This is a genomic window from Limnohabitans sp. INBF003 (assembly GCF_055396645.1).
In genome coordinates, this window is the sequence record NZ_AP029222.1 from 1295825 (window position 1) to 1314232 (window position 18408).

Genomic DNA, 18408 nt, shown 5'->3' on the forward strand with positions numbered 1-18408 from the left:
GTGATCGGATTTTTGTCGCCTGGGGGACCAGTCGGCTTATTCGTATTGGGGTTTTTGCTTGTTCAAAAACGCTGCAATACCGATGCCGGCATTGTTGTGGTGCAGGTTTTTGACAAATTGGTCGCGCTCACGCGCCAACTGTGCATTGAGCGTGCTGCCATCGGCATCCGACAATAACTCTTTGATACTGGCCAGTGCATTGGGTGCCCGTGCGTTGAGCTGATCGGCCAGCTTCAGCGCTTCGTCCAGGGCTTGTCCTGCATCGGTCAATCGGTTGACCAGGCCCAGCTGTTGCAGGCGCTCGGCACCGATGCGCTCACCGCACATCAGCAACTCGGTGGCCAGCTGGCGGGGCACGGCACGCGACAGGCTCCAGCTGCCACCACCATCGGGTGACAGGGCAATGCTGCTGTAAGCCATCACAAATACGCTGTTGCGGGCCGCGACGATCATGTCACAGGCCAGCGCCAGAGAAAAACCAGCACCAGCCGCAGGCCCTTCGACCGCCGCGATGACGGGTTTGGGGAAGGTGCGGATGGCTTCGATCCAGTTGTGCAGGCCTTCGATGCTTTGTGCCTGGTGCTCGGGGGGTAACTGGCGGTTGTTTTGCAGACGCTGCAAATTGCCGCCTGCGCAGAAGATGCCATTGGCCCCGGTGATGACCACGCTGCGCACATCGGCGCTCGATTCGGCCACGTTCAGGGCTTCGACTCCGGCAGCGTACATCTCTGGCCCGAGCGCGTTGCGAAACTCGGGGCTGCTGAGGGTCAGGACCAATGTCTGGCCTTCGCTGGTGCTAAGCAGTTGGGCGGTCATGCGGTCAGTCTTCCGTGTGCATGAGAGACAGGCCGATGGCACCCCGGCGGCGCAACCAAGGGCTGGGGCGGTAACGCATGTCGCCGTAAACGGTTTGCATGTTGAACAGCACCTCCAGAATGCTGTCCGGGCCAAAGCGGTTGCCCATGGCCAATGGCCCCAGGGGGTAAGCCAGGCCCAGCGTGACGGCGGTTTCCAGGTCTTGCGGCGTGCAGATGCGTTGCTGGCAGATGTCGGACGCGATGTTGACGATGCTGGCCACCACGCGTTGGGTGACAAAGCCGCCGCTGTCGCGGATGACCGACACGGCTTTGCCGTCGCGGGCAAACAGGGCATGCGCTGCATCGCGCATGTCGGTGCGGGTGGCTGGGTTGGTGGCCAGTACGCGGCGTTTGGTGGCGGCGTCGTTGACCAGCATGTCGATGCCGACGGTGCGCGCCGGGTCCAGGCGCTCGACCACGGCCACGGTGGTGATGTCAAAGCCCAGCGGGGCCACAATCGTCAGCGCTTCGGGGGAGGGTGATGCGCCGGTTTCGACTTTGGCACCCAGGTCTTTGAGCAATTGCAACAGCTCCATGCGGCGCGCTGCGCGGGGCGAAACCCACACCGGCGGGATGTTGTCCACCACCGGCACGGGCGGCTCGGCGGGCACTTGTGCCACGCCATCCACGTATTTGTAAAAACCTTCGCCCACTTTTTTGCCCACCACACCACCGGCCAGACGCTGGGCGGTGATCACGTTGGGGCGGTAGCGCGGCTCTTCGTAATACTGGTGGTAGATCGCTTCGATGACATGGTGCGACACGTCCAGCGCCGTCAGGTCAAACAGCTCGAAAGGGCCGAGTTTGAAGCCGACCTGGTCGCGCAGGATGCGGTCAATCGTCGCGAAATCGGCGATGCCCTCGCTCACGATGCGCAGCGCTTCGGTGCTGTAACCGCGGCCTGCGTGGTTGACGATGAAGCCGGGTGTGTCTTGCGCCTGCACGGGCGTATGGCCCATCTGGCGGGCAAAGTCCGACAGGCGTTGGCACACAGCAGCATCGGTTTTCAGGCCTGCGATGACTTCGACCACCTTCATCAAAGGCACGGGGTTGAAGAAGTGGTAGCCCGCAAACTGGCTGGGGCGCTGCAAGGCGGCGGCAATCGCGGTCACCGACAGTGATGAGGTGTTGGTCACCAGCACGGCGGTGGGGGCCAGCACTTTTTCCAGTTCGGTGAACAGGCTCTTTTTGATGTCGAGCTTTTCGACAATGGCTTCGACCACCAGCTCGCAAGCGGCCAGGTCTTGCAGGCTGCTGGCGCCGAGCAAACGGGTTTTGTAATCTGCCACAGCTTCGGCCGTGAGGCGGCCTTTTTCCTGCAGCTTGTCCCATTGCTGGAATACCGCGTCACGGGCTTTGGCAATGGCTTCGGCTTGGGTGTCGTACAGCCAGACCTGGCTGCCCGCTTGTGCGGCGATTTGGGCAATGCCCCGGCCCATGGCGCCGGCGCCGATGATGGCGACTTTGGAGAAGGCAAGTGTCATGTCGAAAAAGTGCAGAGTCAAGGAATGCGGATAACCGGTGTAACCGGTGCGTAACTGGGCATTATCGCCCCGGTTTGGGGGGCTCAGTCCGGGGTGGGCAGTGGGTGTAATCGGGCGTAGCGGGTGGCCAGCAAGCTCAGGGCCATGGCAAGCACCATGCCGATCAGGCTGAAATGAGGCAGTGCCTCCAGCCCCTGGTGCACGATCACGGCGGCACCTGCGGTGGCCCCCAGCGCTTGGCCTGCGTACATGGCCGAAGTGTTGAGCGCAATCGAGGCAGACGCCAGCCAGGGCGCTTGCCCCACCAGCCGGGCCTGTTGGGCCGAGTTGGAGGCAAACACCCCGAGACCCCAGGGCAGCAACACCGCACCCATGACCAGCCAGCTGTCCGCCCAAGGGGCCATCAGCATGCCGCCACTGATGCATGTCAGCGCGATCAGCACGGCACGCGACGCGCCCACCCGGTCGATGTAGCGCGAGAGCAGGGCATTGCCCACAAAGCCCATGCCGCCGTAGCAGACCAGCAGCGCACTGAATTGCGCCGGACTGGTGTCAAAACGGGTGTGGATGTAGGGGGCCATGTAGCTGAACAACACGAACTGCCCGCCCGCCGAGAGCACCGTCACGCCCAGTGTCACCAACAAGGTGCGCGACGTCAGGGTCTGACGCCAAGCGGCGGCGGACAGGGCTGGGGGCACCACACCATCGGGCATGCGCCGCCAAAGCCACAGTGCACCCACCAGAGAAAGTGTGGCAATCAAGCCCATGGACCAACGCCAGCCCAGCGTGCCGCCGATCCAGGCCCCCAAAGGCATGCCCAGCACCGAGGCCACAGACCAGCCCAGAAACACAAAGGTGATGGCCCGCCCACGCTGGTGTGCGGGCACCAGCAGCCCAATGCACGAGGCCGCCTGCGGGGTGAAGATGGCAGCCGAGACCAGCGCCAGTGAGCGCAGGAGGTTGAGGCTGGCAAAGCCTGGTGCAAACGCGGCTAGCGTGTGCCACAGGCCATACCACAGCAAGCAACCCACCAGCAGTTTGCGCCGGTCCCACCCGGCCACCAAGGCCGCAAACAAGGGCGCGCCCAAACAAACGACCAAGGCGCCCACCGAAATCAGGTGCCCGGCGGTGGCCACCGACACCGACAGTGACGAAACAATGTCGTTGAGCACCCCGGCGGCAACCATGACGCCGGTGCCGATCACGATGTTGCCAAACATCATGGGCCATAAAACACCCGGCAAACCGGTGTGGGGCGTGTGAGCTGTGGTCGCGGTCAAGGGGCGATGGTGCTAGGGTGGCGTGTTGTCAGCGCCGCACTTGCAATGCGCCAGGGTTGACGATGTTGGTCGGTGTGCCCTTGATGAAGTTCACCACGTTGTCGAAAGCGGCACCGAAATAATGTTCGTAGCTGTCTTTTTCGACATAGCCAATGTGGGGCGTGCAGATGCAGTTTTCGAGGCGCAGCAAAGCCGAGCCTTGCAAAATCGGTTCGGATTCAAAAACATCGATGGCGGCCAAACCCGGATGGCCCCGGTTCAAGGCCCCTATCAAGGCGTTGGGTTCGATCAACTCCGCTCGGGACGTGTTGACAAACAAGGCGGACGGTTTCATGCGCCCCAGGTCATCGCTGGTCACGATGCCTTGGGTCGCGTCGTTGAAGCGCAGATGGAGTGACAGCACGTCGGCTTCTTCAAAAAATGCGGTGCGACTGCTCGCGGCACGGTAGCCGTCCTGGCTGGCTTTGGTGCGCGACTCGTCGCTGCCCCAAACCATCACATCCATGCCAAATGCTTTGCCGTAGCCCGCCACCAATTGGCCAATTTTTCCGTAACCCCAGATGCCCAGGGTTTTGCCTTTGAGAACTGTGCCCAAGCCAAAATTGGCCGGCATGGAGGCCGCTTTCAGTCCTGACTGCTGCCACGCACCGTGTTTGAGGTTGCCAATGTATTGGGGCAAGCGCCGTGCTGCGGCCATGATCAAAGCCCAAGTCAGCTCTGCTGGTGCGACGGGAGAGCCCACACCTTCGGCGACAGCCACGCCTCGCTCCGTGCAGGCGGCCAGATCGATGTGACCGCCCAAGCGACCTGTCTGGACAATCAATTTCAAGCGGGGCAGTTTTTCGATCACGGCGCGTGTCAGCTGGGTGCGCTCGCGGATCAGGACAATGATGTCTGCATCTTTTAAACGGACCGACAGCTGACCGATGCCTTTGACCGTGTTGGTGTAGACCTTGGCCGGAAAATTTTCGAGTTTGGCTGCGCAACTGAGTTTGCGCACTGCATCTTGGTAGTCGTCAAGGATCACAATGTTCATCCCTCCATTGTGCCTTGACGGGGCAGCCTGATCAGGCCGCTGGGGACGCTTTTCTGATCAAGCGCGCACTTGTGCGGCCTCAATGGCCGCCAGGCGGTCCAATTCGGCGCAGACATCGGCCATGCGGCCTGAAATCACCATGCGACCAGCACCTTTGACCCGTTGATCACTTTCGGTGACCCGCAAGACTCGCAGGGCAGGTGGAGCCGATGCAGACGCTGACCGGTGCGGCAGAGCTGGGGTTTTCAAGCCTTGTTGCTGCGGACACGCCGGTCTGCGCGCAGTCCAGACGGGGCGCAAGTAGGCGTTTGCGCGTTGGGGCTTGGTCACCGAAGGTGGGACACGGTTGAAATTGGAGAAGCCTTGAAAAAGACCCGAAAGAGCAAGCAGAGCGATTCCCATGTGAAACCTTTCAAAAGCATGGAGGTTGGACACAGGCAGGATTGCTGAAAGAGCCTGTTGCATCAGGGCTGACAGCTTCATGCCGCCAGCGCCCGCCACCTGATGCAACAAGCAGGAGACTTACATCAGGAGCGTGTTGCGGATCAGACCCACGGCCAGGCCTTCGATGTCGAAAGGCTCTTCGGGGTTGACCACAATGGTTTGGTAATCGGGGTTTTCGGGCAGCAGCTCGATGCCGTTGGCGGTTTTGCGCAGGCGCTTGACCGTGACTTCATCGCCCAGCCGGGCCACCACGATCTGGCCATTGCGAACTTCTTTGGTCGATTTCACGGCCAGCAGGTCGCCGTCCATGATGCCGACGTCGCGCATGGACATGCCCCGTACCCGGAGCAGATAGTCGGGTTGTTCGGAAAACAGTGTGCTTTCAAGCTGGTAGGTGCGATCGACGTGTTCCTGCGCCAAAATGGGCGACCCGGCGGCCACGCGGCCGATCAATGGCAAACTCAATTGGCCCAGACCGGGCAGGGTGAGGCTGAACAAGTCAGATGGTGCACGCAGGCTGCTGCGGTTGCTGCCTTTGAGGCGGATGCCGCGTGAGGTGCCGCTGACCAGCTCAATGGCCCCTTTGCGGGCCAGGGCCTTGAGGTGTTCTTCTGCCGCATTGGCCGACTTGAAGCCCAGCACGCTGGCGATTTCGGCACGCGTGGGGGGGGCGCCGGTGTTGGCAATGGTGTTCTGGATCAGTTCCAGAATTTCTTGCTGCCGGGCGGTGAGTTTGGGGCTGTCGGTCATGGCGGTCTCCTTGTGGGGATTGGGTGAACTGTTGTTTCATCCAGTGACTGTATTTTTAACCAGTTTTTGGGGCAGTGCAAGTGGTGGACGCAAAAAAAATTCAGAAAATCGTGGTTTTGGGCACAGGCGGCACCATTGCCGGCACGGCGGCCAGCGCCGCTGACCACACCGGTTACACCGCCGGGCAACTGGGTGTGCAGCACTTGCTGGACGCTGTTCCTGGCCTGAATGACGCGCTGCAGGGGGCCGCTCTGGTGTGCGAACAAGTGGCCCAACTCGACAGCAAGGACATGGACCACGCCACCTGGCAAGCGCTGGCACAGCGCTGCACGCACTGGCTCGCGCAGCCCGATGTGGGCGGCATCGTCATCACCCACGGCACCGACACGCTTGAAGAAACCGCCTGGTTTTTGCAACAGGTGCTGGCCACGTCCAAGCCCGTGGTGCTGACCTGCGCGATGCGCCCAGCCACCGCCTTGACACCCGATGGCCCGCAAAACCTGCTGGACGCCTTGGCCGTGGTGCACGACCCGATGGCGAGAGGCGTACAGGCCGTCTGCGCTGGCCGCATCCACAGCGCCCGCGATGTGCAAAAAGTCCATCCCTACAGGCTGGACGCTTTCAGCTCGGGCGAGTCCGGCCCCGTGGGTTGGGTGGAGCAAGGCCGGGTGCGCTGGGCCCATGCGGTGAATGCGCCGCATGCCCAGGTTGTGCCGCACGCCCATGCCCGCCAGGCGCTGGCCTTGCCTGCCGCCGACTGGCCTTGGGTGGCGGTGTTGCACAGCCACGCTGCTGCTGATGCTCGGCAGGTGCGCGCCTTGGTTGCTGCGGGTGTGAAAGGCTTGGTGGTGGCGGGCACCGGCAACGGCACGCTGCACCAAAGCCTGCTCAGCGCACTGGCCGGTGCGCAGGCCCAGGGCGTGGCCGTTCGCCTGACCACCCGCTGCGCCGAAGGGCAGATCGTGGGGCAACCTGCGGCGTTGCAGACGGCGCCTGCAGGGCTCAATGCGTACAAGGCGCGGGTGAGTCTGATGCTGGATTTGATGGGCTGAAATACCCACAAGAACCAGAAACAACAAAGCCCCGCATTGCGGGGCTTTGTTCATTGGAGCCGCTGAAAAATCAGTCAGCCAATGCCGCAAAGGCGCGGGCGGTGATGTCTTCCACGCTGCCGGTGCCGCTGATGGCACGGTATTTGGGGGCGGCTGAGGCGTCGGCCTTGGCCCAGTTGGCGTAGTAGTCCACCAAGGGGCGGGTCTGGGCGCTGTAGACGTCCAGGCGCTTTTTGACGGTTTCTTCCTGGTCGTCGGCGCGTTGCACCAGGGGTTCGCCGGTCACGTCGTCCACGCCGTCGACTTTGGGCGGGTTGAACTTGACGTGATAGGTGCGGCCCGAAGCGGGGTGCGAGCGGCGGCCGCTCATGCGGTCGATGATGGCGTCAAAAGGCACATCGATTTCGAGCACGTAGTCGAGCTTGACGCCTGCAGCCTTCATGGCATCGGCCTGAGGGATGGTGCGGGGGAAGCCGTCAAACAGGAAGCCGTTGGCGCAATCGGCCTGGGCGATGCGCTCTTTGACCAGGTTGATGATCAGGTCGTCGCTGACCAGACCGCCTGCGTCCATCACGGCTTTGGCTTGCAGGCCCAGTTCGGTGCCTGCTTTGACCGCTGCGCGCAGCATGTCGCCGGTGGAGATTTGGGGGATGTTGTATTTCTGGCAGATGAAGGTGGCTTGTGTGCCTTTGCCGGCGCCGGGTGCGCCCAACAGAATCAGTCTCATGGGGAAGGTCCTCTTATCGTTTGAAATCTGAGGTCAGGCGAACCCGACGTTTGTCTTTTTGAGAATATCACGCCAGCCTCTAAGCAGGCTTACGGCATTTTTGACAGAAAAATTGTTTTGGCTCAGCCCAGCAGCGCCCGCACTCGGGCCAGGTCTTCGGGGGTGTCCACCCCGAGGCCGGGGGCCTGGTCGGTCACGTGCACCGCGATCCGGTGGCCATGCCACAGGGCGCGCAGTTGCTCCAGCGATTCCATGGTCTCGATGGGGGCGGGCGGCAGCGTGGGGAACAGCGCCAGAAAACCGGCGCGGTAGCCATAAATGCCGATGTGGCGCAGCGGCGCGGGGCTGGGCAGGGCCTTGAAGCTGCTGCCCGACTGGCCGTCGCGCCACCACGGGATCGGGGCGCGGCTGAAATAAAGCGCCATCTGGCGGGCGTCCATAACCACTTTGACCACATTGGGGTTGGTGAACTCTTCGAGTGAGCCAATCGCGTGGGCAGCCGTGCTCATGCTGGCGTCGGGCCGCTCGGTCAGCACGCGGGCCACATCGTCGATGAGCGTGGGTGGGATCAGCGGTTCGTCGCCTTGCACATTGACCACCACCGCTTCGGGTGGCAAGCCCAGCAGTTGGCAGGCTTCGGCCAAGCGGTCGCTGCCGCTCACATGGTCTTTGCGGGTCAGCAGGGCGCGCACCCCGTGGGCTGCGCAGGCCGCCACGATGCTTTCATCGTCAGCGGCGACCACCACCTGGCTGGCTTGCGAGAGCATGGCGCGCTGGGCCACGCGCACGACCATGGGCAGCCCGGCGATGTCGGCAAGCGGTTTGTTGGGCAAACGGCTGGACGCCAGACGCGCGGGAATGACCACGGTGAAGCCTTGCGGCTTGGCAGAATCACTCATGTGTGGGTTCTCAGAGCGGTGGGCGCAGGGCCGCGAGTTTGTCGATTTCTTCGTCGCTCAGGGTACGGGCTTCGTTTTCCAGCAGGATCGGGATGCCCTTGCGCACCGGATAGGCCAAGCGGGCGCTGCGAGACAGCAGCTCCTGACGCTCACGGTCGAAGTCGAGGGGGCCTTTGGTGACGGGGCAGACCAGCAATTCAAGCAATTTGGTATCCATGTTGCCAATGATACCGGTCCCAATGGCGGTGGATCGGCTGGATGGGCAAACCCCAAGGTGTCAGCGCGGCAGAAGTTGCGCGATGCGGGCGTCCAGTGAAGTCCAGAAATCCGCTTCGGGCGTGACCACCAAGGGAACGGCCAAGGCGCTGGGCTCGTGCGGCCACAGTTTGGCCGCGTCTTTTTCGGTGCACAGCAAGGTGCGGCCGGTGTTTGCGGGAGACCAATCCTCGAAATCATGGTGGTCCGGCAGGGCGGTGGTGTGGGCCAAAGTCAGGCCCGATTGGCGCAGCATGTCGAAAAACGCTTCAGGCCGAGCCAGTCCGGCCACGGCATCGACCGCTTGGCCTTTCAGTGTGCTCAGCGCAACGCGTTGGCCATCTGCGCCCACCGCGTGGTCAGCCAACTGACGCTGGGCCCGGTACCCGCCCACGCCCGCGCTGCCTGAAAGCTGGGGGCCCGTGTGCAGCACCCAGTCGACCGGGCGGGGCCAGGTTTCGCGCAAAGGCCCTGCGGGCAACAGCCAGCCGTTGCCCAGGCCGCGCTCGTCCATCACGCAAATCTCCAAGTCGCGGGCCAACGCCCAATGTTGCAAGCCATCGTCGCAGATCAGGATTTGCACATCCGGGTGCGCTTGCAGCAAGCCTTGCGCTGCATCGGCTCTGGCGCGAGCCACCCAAACGGGCACGCCGGTGGCTTGGTGGATCAACAAGGGCTCGTCCCCCACATCCAGCGGGCTGCTGTTGTGCGCCACGGCGCGCACATTCTGGGTTTGCCGCCCGTGCCCTCGCGAGATCACACCCACCCGCCAGCCTTGGGCCAGCAAGTGCTTGGCCAAGGCGATGGTGACCGGTGTTTTGCCTGCGCCGCCTGCGACCACGTTGCCCACCACCACCACCAAAGCGGGCACGCGCCGGGTTTGGAAGACGCCTGCCGCGTAGCCCCAACGCCGCAGCGCCACCAACATGCCGTAAACGGCGGCGATCGGAAGCAAGGCCCAAGCCACGAGGCCGCGTCGGGTCCACACACGCGGCAAGCGCTGGTGCAAAAAGGTGGACAAGCCCATGCCGATCAAGAGCCCGGTGTTTCGGCCGATTGGGCCGCAAAGCTGATTTTGGACAAGCCGCTGCGGCGTGCCGCTTCCATGGCGTTGATCACGGTCTGGTGTGTGGCCGAGGCGTCTGCGCTGATGACCAGCATCGTGTCCTTGTCGGCCAGCGGCGTCAAAACCGCCACCAAGGCCCCGACCGAGCTGCCGCCGACCGGTGACTTGTTGACCGCATATTGCCCCTGCGAGGTGATCGTCAGCACGATCTGGCGTGGGCGCTGGCTGGGCGGGTTGGCATCGGCCACGGGCAGGTTCAGCTGGATTTCGGTCAGGCGCGACCAAGTCGTGGTCAGCATCAAAAAGATCAGCACGACCAACAACACGTCAATGAACGGGATCAGGTTGATCTCGGGCTCCGGCGACGATGACCTGGGTTTGAAGTTCACAAGCCAGCCTCAGGCGCGCCCACGGGCCAGGTGCCGGGCGAAAGTCTCGGCGGCCACTTCCATGGCCAGCACATGGCGGTCGACCAAGGCCCGGAAGTAACGCCAGAACATCAGGGACGGGATCGCCACGATCAAGCCAAAGGCGGTGTTGTAAAGCGCCACCGAGATGCCGTGCGCCAGCAAGGCGGGCTGGTTGCTCGATGCGGTGTGGGCCCCAAAAATGTCGATCATGCCGACCACGGTGCCCAGCAAACCGAGCAGCGGGGCGGCAGAGGCGATGGTGGCCAAAGCGGGCAGGTAGCGTTCCAGTTGCTGGGCGGCCAAGCGCCCAGCCATTTGCATGCTCGACTGCAGGTCGGCGTCAGAAGCCTTGGGGTTTTCTTGCAAGCAGCGCAGCCCACTGGCCAATACCGGCCCCATGACGCCTGCCTTGTCCAGCTTTTGAACCATCTCCTGTAGCGGAATGCCGCGTTGCATCGCCTCAATGGTTTGCGCCAGGATGTGGGGGGGGACGACTTTGTCGCTTTGCAGTTGAACCCCGCGCTCCAGGATCAAGGCCAAGGCCAGAATGGAGCACAAAATCAAGGGCCAGATGGGCCAGCCTGCGGCTTGTATGATGGACAGCAAGAAAATACCTTCCCGTTTTTCGGTCACGAACGAGGCTGATTATCGGTGAATGCTTGAGTTGCATCTGAACCACGGCCCTGATGCGGGGCTGACGCCGACATTTCTGTGGATAACTTTGTGAAGAACTCGGTTTTTCGTGCTGTTCAGCATACTCAGGTATATATTCATTTCTAAAAATTCGACCGGTCATTTTTAAAATAATCAAATAAATCAATGACTTATGCTTGCTCTGTGCTGTTGCTTGCTTCAGATGCGCCAAAAACCGCACCGGGACTGGCTTGTGGAGTACTTTGCCTGAGCTGGCTTGGGTTTGCCGCCTGAAACCCGCTTGAAACGCTGATGAAACCTCAATTCAATGCCTCTGAATGACGATTTGAAGTCCCGTGCGTGGACAGTGTCGGCGCTGTGCCGCGCCATGGCTGACACACTGGACGCCCAGTTCAACCCGGTCACAGTGCGCGGCGAGATCTCGGGCTTTTCGCGTGCCGCCAGCGGCCATTGCTATTTCTCGATCAAGGACGACACGGGCCAGCTCCGCTGCGCCATGTTCCGCCGTGCAGCCAGCTTGATGGACTTTGCGCCCCGCGATGGCGAACTGGTCGAAGTCCGTGGCCGTTTGGGCGTTTACGAGGCCCGGGGCGATTTGCAACTGATCGTCGAGTCGATGGAACGGGCGGGGCAGGGCGCGCTGTTTGAGCAGTTTTTGCGCCTCAAAGCCAAACTGGAGGCCGAAGGCCTTTTTGATCCGGCCCACAAGCGCGCTTTGCCCGCCCAGCCCCGTGCCATTGGTGTGGTCACTTCGCTGGGCGCAGCCGCCTGGCACGACGTGATGACCGCTTTGCAGCGGCGCGTGCCACACATTCCGGTGTTGATGGTGCCTGCTTTGGTGCAAGGTGCCAGCGCCGCAGCCACGCTGGCGCAGGCCCTGCTCAACCTGTATGCCTTCACGGCCGAAGACAACCCGCTGAGCCCCCCTGTGGACGTGATTTTGCTGGTGCGCGGTGGCGGCTCGATGGAAGACCTGTGGTCTTTCAACGATGAAAACCTGGCCCGGGTGATCGCCCAAAGCCCCGTGCCGGTGGTGTGTGGCGTGGGCCATGAAACCGACTTCACCATCGCCGACTTTGTGGCCGATGTGCGCGCCCCCACGCCCACGGCTGCTGCCGAGATGGCGGCGACCGACCGGGGTGTGGGCCTTGAGGCCTTGTCGGTGCTGGAACACAGACTGACTCGGGGCCTGTTGCGCCAGCAAGACCGGCAAGCCCAGCGGCTGGACAGCGTGGTTGCCCGCTTGGGTGTGGGGCTGGCCCGCCAGCAAGAGCGCCAAGTTCAGCGCCTGAACGCCATGGCCACCCGCCTGAGCCGTCCACAAGCCCTGCTGAGCCAACACAGCCAGTGGTTGGACCGGCTCGCGCACCGTTTGCAAGCGGGCGCACAAAGTCAATTGACGGGCAGTGGCCACCAGTTGGAGCGCTTGAACGACCGTCTGAGCTTCAACCGGGGCCAGCAAGTGCAACAACGTGCCCAGCGCCTGGAGCGTGCTGCTTTGCGTTTGTCATCGGTGGACCCACGCCAAGTGCTGGAGCGCGGCTATGCCTGGCTCAGCGATGAGCATGGCCAAGCCCTGACCCACGCCACCCAGTTTCAGCCGGGTCAATCCGTTCGGGCGACTTTGGCAGATGGCGAAGTGCCTTTGAAGGTTCAGGACTGATCAGGCCTTTAGAGGTCTCTTTGAGCGCCTGATCAGAGAGGCCTTGTTTTCTTTGTGGGAGGCTGCCCCTGCGGCCGAATGCCTGCGTGGGCTCAGGCCGGTTTTGGGGATGTGGGTAAGCCGTCATGGGCCGGGGCCTGGGCACCTCATGAGGCAGTACCCAAAATCGGTGCCCAGGTCCCAGCCCATGACGGCGATGGGCAGCGGACTCTCCAAAATGGGTACCCAGGGCTCACCCCACAACGGCGGTAGCCGGGTTGACGGGGTTTTCAGTGACCTGCTGCTCTCAAGGGCGATCGCTCAGCCCCTAAAATGCACGGGTCTACCTTCAACCTGCAACAACAAAAGGACACCCTCATGGAACACACCTTGCCTGCACTGCCTTACGCGATCGACGCTTTGGCCCCCCATTACAGCCAGGAAACTCTGGAGTTTCACCACGGCAAGCACCACAACGCTTATGTGGTGAACCTGAACAACCTGCAAAAAGGCACCGAATTCGAGAGCATGAGCCTCGAAGAGATCATCAAGAAGTCCAGTGGCGGCGTCTACAACAACTCTGCCCAGATCTGGAACCACACCTTCTTCTGGAACTGCATGAAGCCCAACGGCGGCGGCGAGCCCACAGGCGCTTTGGCCACGGCCATCAATGCCAAGTTCGGCAGCTACGCCGCTTTCAAGGAAGCTTTCGTCAAGAGCGCCGTGGGCAACTTCGGCTCCGGCTGGACATGGCTGGTCAAGAAAGCCGACGGCTCGGTCGACATCGTCAACATGGGCGCCGCAGGCACCCCCCTGACCACTGGCGACACCGCCTTGTTGACCGTGGACGTGTGGGAACACGCCTACTACATCGACTACCGCAACATGCGCCCCAAGTTCGTCGAGACCTTCCTCGACAAGCTGGTGAACTGGTCGTTCGCCGAGAAAAACTTCGCCTGATCGACGTTTTCTCCAAGTCAAAAAGCCCGCTGATGCGGGCTTTTTGCGTTTTTCAGCAGAGCTGTCGGACCTGAAGGTGCCGACCTACAAAACATGTGCGAAACCCCACTGAGCTGAGCGTGGGCTGGGGCCGGACACCGATTTTGGGTACCCCCTCATGAGGTGCCCGGCCCCAGCCCATGCTCAGCGGTGCCCGAAGTCCCCAGCACCCAGCACAGTCAGCGAATCATCATCCCGCCATCGGCCACGATGGTCTGCCCCGTCACATACTGCCCAGCCGGGCTGGCCAGGAACACCGCCACACCTCCAATGTCGTCGGGCTCGCCCATGCGGCGCAGCGGCGTCTCGTTGTTGTACTTGGCGCTCAGCACCGGGTCTTCGTGCAGCGCCTTGGCAAAGTCGGTCTTGATCAAGCCGGGGGCGATGCAGTTCACGCGGATGTTGTCCGGGCCCCATTCCACCGCCAAGTTGCGCGCCAGCTGCATGTCGGCCGCTTTGGAAATGTTGTACGCCCCGATGATGGCCGAGCCGTGCAGCCCGCCGATCGACGACACGATGACAATGGTCCCGTCCTTCTTGACCTTCATGTCGGGGTAGACCATGGTGCACAGCCAGGTGTTGGACAGCACGTTGTTGCGCATGACCTTGTCGAATACCTCGTCACTCATGCCCGTGGTCGGGCCGTAATAGGGGTTGGTGGCCGCGTTGCACACCAGAATGTCGATCGGGCCCCAAGCTTGGCGCGTCTGGTCGATCAGGTTTTGCAGCTGTTCCTTGCTGGAGATGCTGGCGGCAATCGCCATCGCTTCACCGCCTGCGGCCTGGATCTCTTTGACCACCACTTCGCAGGCGTCCTGCTTGCGGCTGGAAACCACCACCTTGGCACCTTGCTGGGCCAGCTGGTGCGCGATGGATCGGCCAATGCCCCGGCTCGATCCGGTGACGATGGCGACTTTGCCTTTGAGATTGAACAGCGACATGAAACGGTCTCCTTAGTTGTTGTCTGGCAGTCTGCCCGTGTGCGGTGTCCGTGTCTGTCTTGCGGGTGTCAGCTCAAATGTCTTTGTAGGGGCTTGCCTGCAAGCGAAATGCCCATCGACCGCCAGCGCCTATATCGCCAGCAGGGCTAGCTCCTACAAAATGCACGGTGTCTCCTTGTCTTCGTAGGAGCCAGCCCTGCTGGCGATGGCAGCGCCTGTGGTCCGTAAGCTTTTCGCTTGCAGGCAAGCTCCTACAGCACCACCGTGCCTGCGCCACAATGCTGTCCATGGAACAAATCGATGCTGTGGTGATCGGGGCCGGCGTGGTCGGCCTGGCTGTGGGGCGGGCGCTGGCGTTGTCGGGCCGTGAGGTGCTGGTACTCGAATCGGAAAATGCGATTGGCACGGGCACCAGCTCGCGCAACAGCGAGGTCATCCATGCGGGCATTTATTACCCGGCGGGTTCGTTAAAGGCGCGGCTTTGCGTGCAGGGCAAGCAAATGCTTTACGCTTATTGCGCTGAGCGTGGCGTGGCGCACCAGCGCTTGGGCAAGCTGATCGTGGCCACGAGCCCTGAGCAAGTTCAGGCGCTGGACGGCATCAGGGCCAAGGCCGCAGCCAACGGCGTGCACGATCTGCAAAAACTCAGCGTCGCCGAGGCCCGGGCACTGGAGCCCGCGCTGGCTTGCGAAGCCGCGCTGCTGTCGCCGAGCACGGGCGTGGTGGACAGCCACGGCCTGATGCTCGCGCTGCAAGGCGACATGGAAAACGCGGGCGGCTTGCTGGCGCTGGTCTCGCCCGTGCAGCACATCGGCGTGCGGCAAGGAACCGCCAGCCACCCGATTCGCGTGACCACGCAAGACGGCACCGAGCTGGCTTGCAAAGTGCTGGTCAATGCCGCAGGCCTGAACGCCGTGGCGCTGGCGCGGGGCATGGACGGGCTGGACCACAGCTTGTTGCCGCAAGCCCATTACGCCAAAGGCAATTACTTCACCCTAGCGGGCAAGGCCCCGTTTTCGCGCTTGATTTACCCTGTGCCCGAAGCGGCCGGGCTGGGCGTGCACCTCACGCTCGATCTGGGTGGTCAGGCCAAGTTCGGGCCTGACGTGCAGTGGGTCGATGACCCTGCTGACCTGCAGATGGACCCGCGCCGGGGCGACGCTTTTTATGCCGAGGTGCGCAAGTACTGGCCAGACTTGGCCGATGGCGCTTTGCAGGCGGGTTATGCAGGCATGCGTCCCAAGATCAACGCCCCGCACGAAGCGGCTGCCGACTTCATGATCCAGGGCCCAGCCGAGCATGGCGTGCCGGGCCTTGTGAACCTGCTGGGCATCGAGTCGCCAGGCCTGACGAGTTCGCTGGCGATTGCCGCCGAGGTCTGCGCCCGGCTGGCTTGATCGCTTTCGGGACAGCGCGGGGGGCGGGCCCCCTCCTATGATGGATTGCAACCGATCCATCGAACAGGACAGCCCTGCATGCACCCTCTTGACGAAGCCATTGACCTGAAAGCCGCCACACTTCAGGACTCGCCCCACGAGTTCACGGGCACGACCCACCCGGCCTACGCCAACATGGTTGGGCCCTTTGGTGGCACCACCGCTGCGCAGTTGCTGCAGTCCGCCATGCTGCACCCCGATCGCCTGGGCGAGCCGGTGGCCTTGACGGTCAACTTTGCGGCCCCGGTGGCCGATGGCGACATCCGCTTTGTGGCGCGGCCCGCGCGCACCAACCGCTCCACCCAGCACTGGATCATCGAAGCCCACCAGGCAGAAGGCGTGGTCGCCACCGCCACCGCCGTGTTTGCCGTGCGGCGCGAGACCTGGTCGGATGTCGAAGCCGTGATGCCCGCCAACGTGCCCGCGGCTGACGCCTTGCACCGCATGCCTGTGAAAGGCATGCCCGCTTGGCCGCAGCGCTACGACATGCGCTTTGTCGAAGGCGCTTTCCCCACGGCGTTTGACGAGCAGGAACAAACCCACTCGCGCTCCACCCTGTGGGTGCGCGACGAGCCCGAGCGGGCCATGGACTTTGCCTCGCTGGCGGCCATGAGCGACAGTTTTTTTCCGCGCATTTTCGTTCGCCGTCGCCGCCGCGCGCTCATCGGCACGGTGTCACTGACGACCTATTTCCACGCCGACAGCGCCTTGCTGGCGCAGGTGGGCACGCGCCATGTGCTGGGCGTAGCCAAAGCGCTCAACTACCGCCACGGCTATTTTGACCAGACCGGTGAACTCTGGAGCCCCGAAGGGCAGTTGCTGGCGAGCACGCACCAGCTGGTGTATTTCAAGGACTGAGCAGGCATGCGCAACGACATCATCATCCGCCCCCTTGAGCGCGAGGACCATGCCCAATGGCGGTCACTTTGGGATGGGTACAACGCTTTTTATGGCCGGGAAGGCGAAACCGCATTGGCAGTGGACATCACCGATGCGACTTGGGCGCGATTTTTCAGCGCGGACGAACCGGTGCATGCCTTTGTGGCGGTGGAGGGCGACACGGTGGTTGCTTTGGTGCACTGCCTTTTTCACCGCAGTACCACCCGGCTGCATGATGTTTGTTATCTGCAGGATTTGTTCACCGCGCCCAGCCACAGAGGTCGGCGCATTGCACAGCAACTCATTGAGGCCGTCTACGCTGCCGCCCGATCTGCGGGCAGTTCGCGGGTCTATTGGACGACGCAGATCGGCAATGCTTCTGGCCGAGCCCTGTATGACAAGGTGGCCAGCCACACAGGGTTCATCATTTATTCAAAGGAACTTTGATGCGTGACGGGCATGTGCCTGTGGGCGCGTGCCGTTCCATTTCTCAGCGCTTCATCTGCTGTAACGCACTCGCCACTTCGGTGACCAGCGCCGGGCCTTTGTAGATCAGGCCTGTGTAGATCTGCACCACATCGGCCCCGGCCTCGATCTTGGCGATCGCGTCGTGCCCGCTCAGGATGCCGCCCACACCGATGATGGGGAAGTCCTTGCCCAGTGCAGCGCGCAGCTGACGGATCACGCGGTTGCTGCTGTCCAGCACCGGCGCACCGGACAGACCGCCCATTTCTTCGGCGTGTGGCAGGCCACTCACGGCGTCGCGCGCCAGGGTGGTGTTGGTGGCGATCACGCCGTCCATGCCGTGCTTTTGCAAGGTGGCGGCGATCACGCCCACCTGGGTTTCATCCAAGTCGGGCGCGATTTTCAGGAACATGGGCACGCGGCGGCCGTGTTCGGCGGCCAGTTCTTCGCGCCGCGCCACCAAGGTGCCCAAAAGGCCGTCCAGCGCTTCGTCGCTTTGGAGGGCTCGCAGGTTCTTGGTGTTGGGGCTGGAGATGTTCACTGTCACGTAGTCGGCATGCGGGTACACGCCCGCCAGCGCGATCAAATAATCGTCGGTGGCGTTTTCAATGGGCGTGGCTGCATTTTTGCCGATGTTGAGACCCAGCAATCGGCCTTGCTGGCGGAATTTGGAGCGCTTGACGTTGGCGATGAAGGCGTCCAGCCCATCGTTGTTGAAGCCCAGCCGGTTGATGAGCGCTTGCGCCTCGGGCAGGCGGAACATGCGAGGCTTGGCGTTGCCGGGCTGCGCTTTGGGTGTGACGGTGCCCACTTCGACAAAGCCAAAACCCATGGCGCCCAGACCATCGATGCAGCGGGCGTTTTTGTCCAGACCAGCGGCCAGGCCCACCCGGTTGGGGAAGTGCAGGCCCGCCAGCGTGACCGGTTGCGCCACAAAGGGCTGGCGGTAGATGCGGTCAAGCGGGGTGTTTTGCGTGCGGGCCAGGCCGTCGATGGTCAGTTCGTGGGCCTCTTCGGGGTCCATCTTGAACAAAAACGAGCGGGCGAGGGCGTAGGGGATCAGGGACATTGGATAATTCCGGCCAGCAAAGGCATTGACAACAATTGACCCGATTGTCTCAAACCCCGGCGC

General features: G+C 62.6%; 20 protein-coding genes. 6 read left to right on the forward strand and 14 right to left on the reverse strand.

What is annotated here, in order from left to right; all coding sequences use genetic code 11:
- Nucleotides 1-36 precede the first annotated feature (36 nt).
- The 6 genes from ACZ5VE_RS05950 to lexA form a co-directional block, all read right to left on the reverse strand.
- Entirely contained in the window at nt 37-816 is a 780-nt protein-coding gene (locus tag ACZ5VE_RS05950; RefSeq protein ID WP_464457104.1) for an oxepin-CoA hydrolase, alternative type, read from the reverse strand.
- Nucleotides 817-820: 4 nt separating this feature from the next.
- Nucleotides 821-2341 (reverse strand): 3-hydroxyacyl-CoA dehydrogenase, encoded by a 1521-nt coding sequence (locus ACZ5VE_RS05955; protein ID WP_464457105.1) that lies wholly within the window; start codon nt 2339-2341, stop codon nt 821-823.
- Between the two features lie 83 nt (nt 2342-2424).
- Nucleotides 2425-3621, reverse strand: a complete 1197-nt coding sequence (locus ACZ5VE_RS05960) for an MFS transporter (protein ID WP_464457106.1) — start codon at nt 3619-3621, stop codon at nt 2425-2427.
- Between the two features lie 28 nt (nt 3622-3649).
- Nucleotides 3650-4657 carry a D-2-hydroxyacid dehydrogenase family protein gene (locus ACZ5VE_RS05965; RefSeq protein ID WP_464457107.1) on the reverse strand — a complete coding sequence of 336 codons (1008 nt, stop codon included), beginning with the start codon at nt 4655-4657 and terminating at the stop codon, nt 3650-3652.
- A gap of 57 nt (nt 4658-4714) precedes the next feature.
- A complete protein-coding gene (locus ACZ5VE_RS05970; RefSeq protein WP_464457108.1) occupies nt 4715-4906 on the reverse strand; it encodes a hypothetical protein in 192 nt (63 codons plus the stop codon).
- Nucleotides 4907-5179: 273 nt separating this feature from the next.
- A complete protein-coding gene (gene lexA, locus ACZ5VE_RS05975) occupies nt 5180-5851 on the reverse strand; it encodes a transcriptional repressor LexA (RefSeq protein WP_464457109.1) in 672 nt (223 codons plus the stop codon).
- A gap of 83 nt (nt 5852-5934) precedes the next feature.
- Between lexA and ACZ5VE_RS05980 the strand changes: the two genes are divergently transcribed.
- The gene (locus ACZ5VE_RS05980) at nt 5935-6903 is read left to right on the forward strand and encodes an asparaginase (RefSeq protein WP_464457110.1); all 969 of its coding nucleotides are present in this window, start codon (nt 5935-5937) and stop codon (nt 6901-6903) included.
- 70 nt (nt 6904-6973) lie between these two features.
- On the opposite strand, the gene adk is transcribed toward ACZ5VE_RS05980, so the two are convergent.
- The 6 genes from adk to ACZ5VE_RS06010 form a co-directional block, all read right to left on the reverse strand.
- Nucleotides 6974-7630, reverse strand: a complete 657-nt coding sequence (adk, locus tag ACZ5VE_RS05985) for an adenylate kinase (protein ID WP_464457111.1) — start codon at nt 7628-7630, stop codon at nt 6974-6976.
- A gap of 122 nt (nt 7631-7752) precedes the next feature.
- Nucleotides 7753-8529 (reverse strand): 3-deoxy-manno-octulosonate cytidylyltransferase, encoded by a 777-nt coding sequence (gene kdsB / locus ACZ5VE_RS05990; protein WP_464457112.1) that lies wholly within the window; start codon nt 8527-8529, stop codon nt 7753-7755.
- A gap of 10 nt (nt 8530-8539) precedes the next feature.
- Nucleotides 8540-8746, reverse strand: coding sequence for a Trm112 family protein (locus tag ACZ5VE_RS05995; protein ID WP_108311306.1), 207 nt, complete (start codon nt 8744-8746; stop codon nt 8540-8542).
- A gap of 60 nt (nt 8747-8806) precedes the next feature.
- Nucleotides 8807-9811 carry a tetraacyldisaccharide 4'-kinase gene (lpxK, locus tag ACZ5VE_RS06000; protein WP_464457113.1) on the reverse strand — a complete coding sequence of 335 codons (1005 nt, stop codon included), beginning with the start codon at nt 9809-9811 and terminating at the stop codon, nt 8807-8809.
- Between the two features lie 5 nt (nt 9812-9816).
- Nucleotides 9817-10239, reverse strand: a complete 423-nt coding sequence (locus ACZ5VE_RS06005; protein ID WP_464457114.1) for an ExbD/TolR family protein — start codon at nt 10237-10239, stop codon at nt 9817-9819.
- A gap of 9 nt (nt 10240-10248) precedes the next feature.
- Entirely contained in the window at nt 10249-10866 is a 618-nt protein-coding gene (locus ACZ5VE_RS06010) for a MotA/TolQ/ExbB proton channel family protein (protein WP_464457115.1), read from the reverse strand.
- Nucleotides 10867-11221: 355 nt separating this feature from the next.
- Here ACZ5VE_RS06010 and xseA point away from each other — a divergent pair, with 355 nt between their 5' ends.
- A complete protein-coding gene (gene xseA, locus ACZ5VE_RS06015) occupies nt 11222-12577 on the forward strand; it encodes an exodeoxyribonuclease VII large subunit (protein WP_464457116.1) in 1356 nt (451 codons plus the stop codon).
- Nucleotides 12578-12934: 357 nt separating this feature from the next.
- Nucleotides 12935-13516 (forward strand): superoxide dismutase, encoded by a 582-nt coding sequence (locus ACZ5VE_RS06020; protein ID WP_090046837.1) that lies wholly within the window; start codon nt 12935-12937, stop codon nt 13514-13516.
- A gap of 218 nt (nt 13517-13734) precedes the next feature.
- On the opposite strand, the gene ACZ5VE_RS06025 is transcribed toward ACZ5VE_RS06020, so the two are convergent.
- Entirely contained in the window at nt 13735-14496 is a 762-nt protein-coding gene (locus ACZ5VE_RS06025) for an SDR family NAD(P)-dependent oxidoreductase (RefSeq protein ID WP_464457117.1), read from the reverse strand.
- Between the two features lie 287 nt (nt 14497-14783).
- Between ACZ5VE_RS06025 and ACZ5VE_RS06030 the strand changes: the two genes are divergently transcribed.
- The 3 genes from ACZ5VE_RS06030 (at nt 14784) to ACZ5VE_RS06040 (ending at nt 17258) form a co-directional block, all read left to right on the forward strand.
- Nucleotides 14784-15893, forward strand: coding sequence for an NAD(P)/FAD-dependent oxidoreductase (locus tag ACZ5VE_RS06030; protein WP_464457118.1), 1110 nt, complete (start codon nt 14784-14786; stop codon nt 15891-15893).
- Nucleotides 15894-15971: 78 nt separating this feature from the next.
- Entirely contained in the window at nt 15972-16790 is an 819-nt protein-coding gene (locus tag ACZ5VE_RS06035) for an acyl-CoA thioesterase (protein WP_464457119.1), read from the forward strand.
- Between the two features lie 6 nt (nt 16791-16796).
- Complete coding sequence (locus ACZ5VE_RS06040; RefSeq protein WP_464457120.1) at nt 16797-17258, forward strand: N-acetyltransferase family protein; 462 nt, start codon at nt 16797-16799, stop codon at nt 17256-17258.
- A gap of 43 nt (nt 17259-17301) precedes the next feature.
- Here ACZ5VE_RS06040 and ACZ5VE_RS06045 read toward each other — a convergent pair whose 3' ends face one another.
- Entirely contained in the window at nt 17302-18345 is a 1044-nt protein-coding gene (locus ACZ5VE_RS06045) for a quinone-dependent dihydroorotate dehydrogenase (RefSeq protein WP_464457121.1), read from the reverse strand.
- Nucleotides 18346-18408 lie beyond the last annotated feature (63 nt).

Excerpts from the sequence above, each read along its gene's own strand:
- ACZ5VE_RS05950 (WP_464457104.1), bottom strand. The coding sequence starts at position 816 with ATGACCGCCCAACTGCTTAGCACCAGCGAAGGCCAGACATTGGTCCTG.
- ACZ5VE_RS05955 (WP_464457105.1), bottom strand. The coding sequence starts at position 2,341 with ATGACACTTGCCTTCTCCAAAGTCGCCATCATCGGCGCCGGCGCCATG.
- ACZ5VE_RS05965 (WP_464457107.1), bottom strand. The coding sequence starts at position 4,657 with ATGAACATTGTGATCCTTGACGACTACCAAGATGCAGTGCGCAAACTC.
- lexA (WP_464457109.1), bottom strand. The coding sequence starts at position 5,851 with ATGACCGACAGCCCCAAACTCACCGCCCGGCAGCAAGAAATTCTGGAA.
- adk (WP_464457111.1), bottom strand. The coding sequence starts at position 7,630 with ATGAGACTGATTCTGTTGGGCGCACCCGGCGCCGGCAAAGGCACACAA.
- kdsB (WP_464457112.1), bottom strand. The coding sequence starts at position 8,529 with ATGAGTGATTCTGCCAAGCCGCAAGGCTTCACCGTGGTCATTCCCGCG.
- ACZ5VE_RS05995 (WP_108311306.1), bottom strand. The coding sequence starts at position 8,746 with ATGGATACCAAATTGCTTGAATTGCTGGTCTGCCCCGTCACCAAAGGC.
- lpxK (WP_464457113.1), bottom strand. The coding sequence starts at position 9,811 with ATGGGCTTGTCCACCTTTTTGCACCAGCGCTTGCCGCGTGTGTGGACC.
- xseA (WP_464457116.1), top strand. The coding sequence starts at position 11,222 with ATGCCTCTGAATGACGATTTGAAGTCCCGTGCGTGGACAGTGTCGGCG.
- ACZ5VE_RS06020 (WP_090046837.1), top strand. The coding sequence starts at position 12,935 with ATGGAACACACCTTGCCTGCACTGCCTTACGCGATCGACGCTTTGGCC.
- ACZ5VE_RS06025 (WP_464457117.1), bottom strand. The coding sequence starts at position 14,496 with ATGTCGCTGTTCAATCTCAAAGGCAAAGTCGCCATCGTCACCGGATCG.
- ACZ5VE_RS06030 (WP_464457118.1), top strand. The coding sequence starts at position 14,784 with ATGGAACAAATCGATGCTGTGGTGATCGGGGCCGGCGTGGTCGGCCTG.
- ACZ5VE_RS06035 (WP_464457119.1), top strand. The coding sequence starts at position 15,972 with ATGCACCCTCTTGACGAAGCCATTGACCTGAAAGCCGCCACACTTCAG.
- ACZ5VE_RS06040 (WP_464457120.1), top strand. The coding sequence starts at position 16,797 with ATGCGCAACGACATCATCATCCGCCCCCTTGAGCGCGAGGACCATGCC.
- ACZ5VE_RS06045 (WP_464457121.1), bottom strand. The coding sequence starts at position 18,345 with ATGTCCCTGATCCCCTACGCCCTCGCCCGCTCGTTTTTGTTCAAGATG.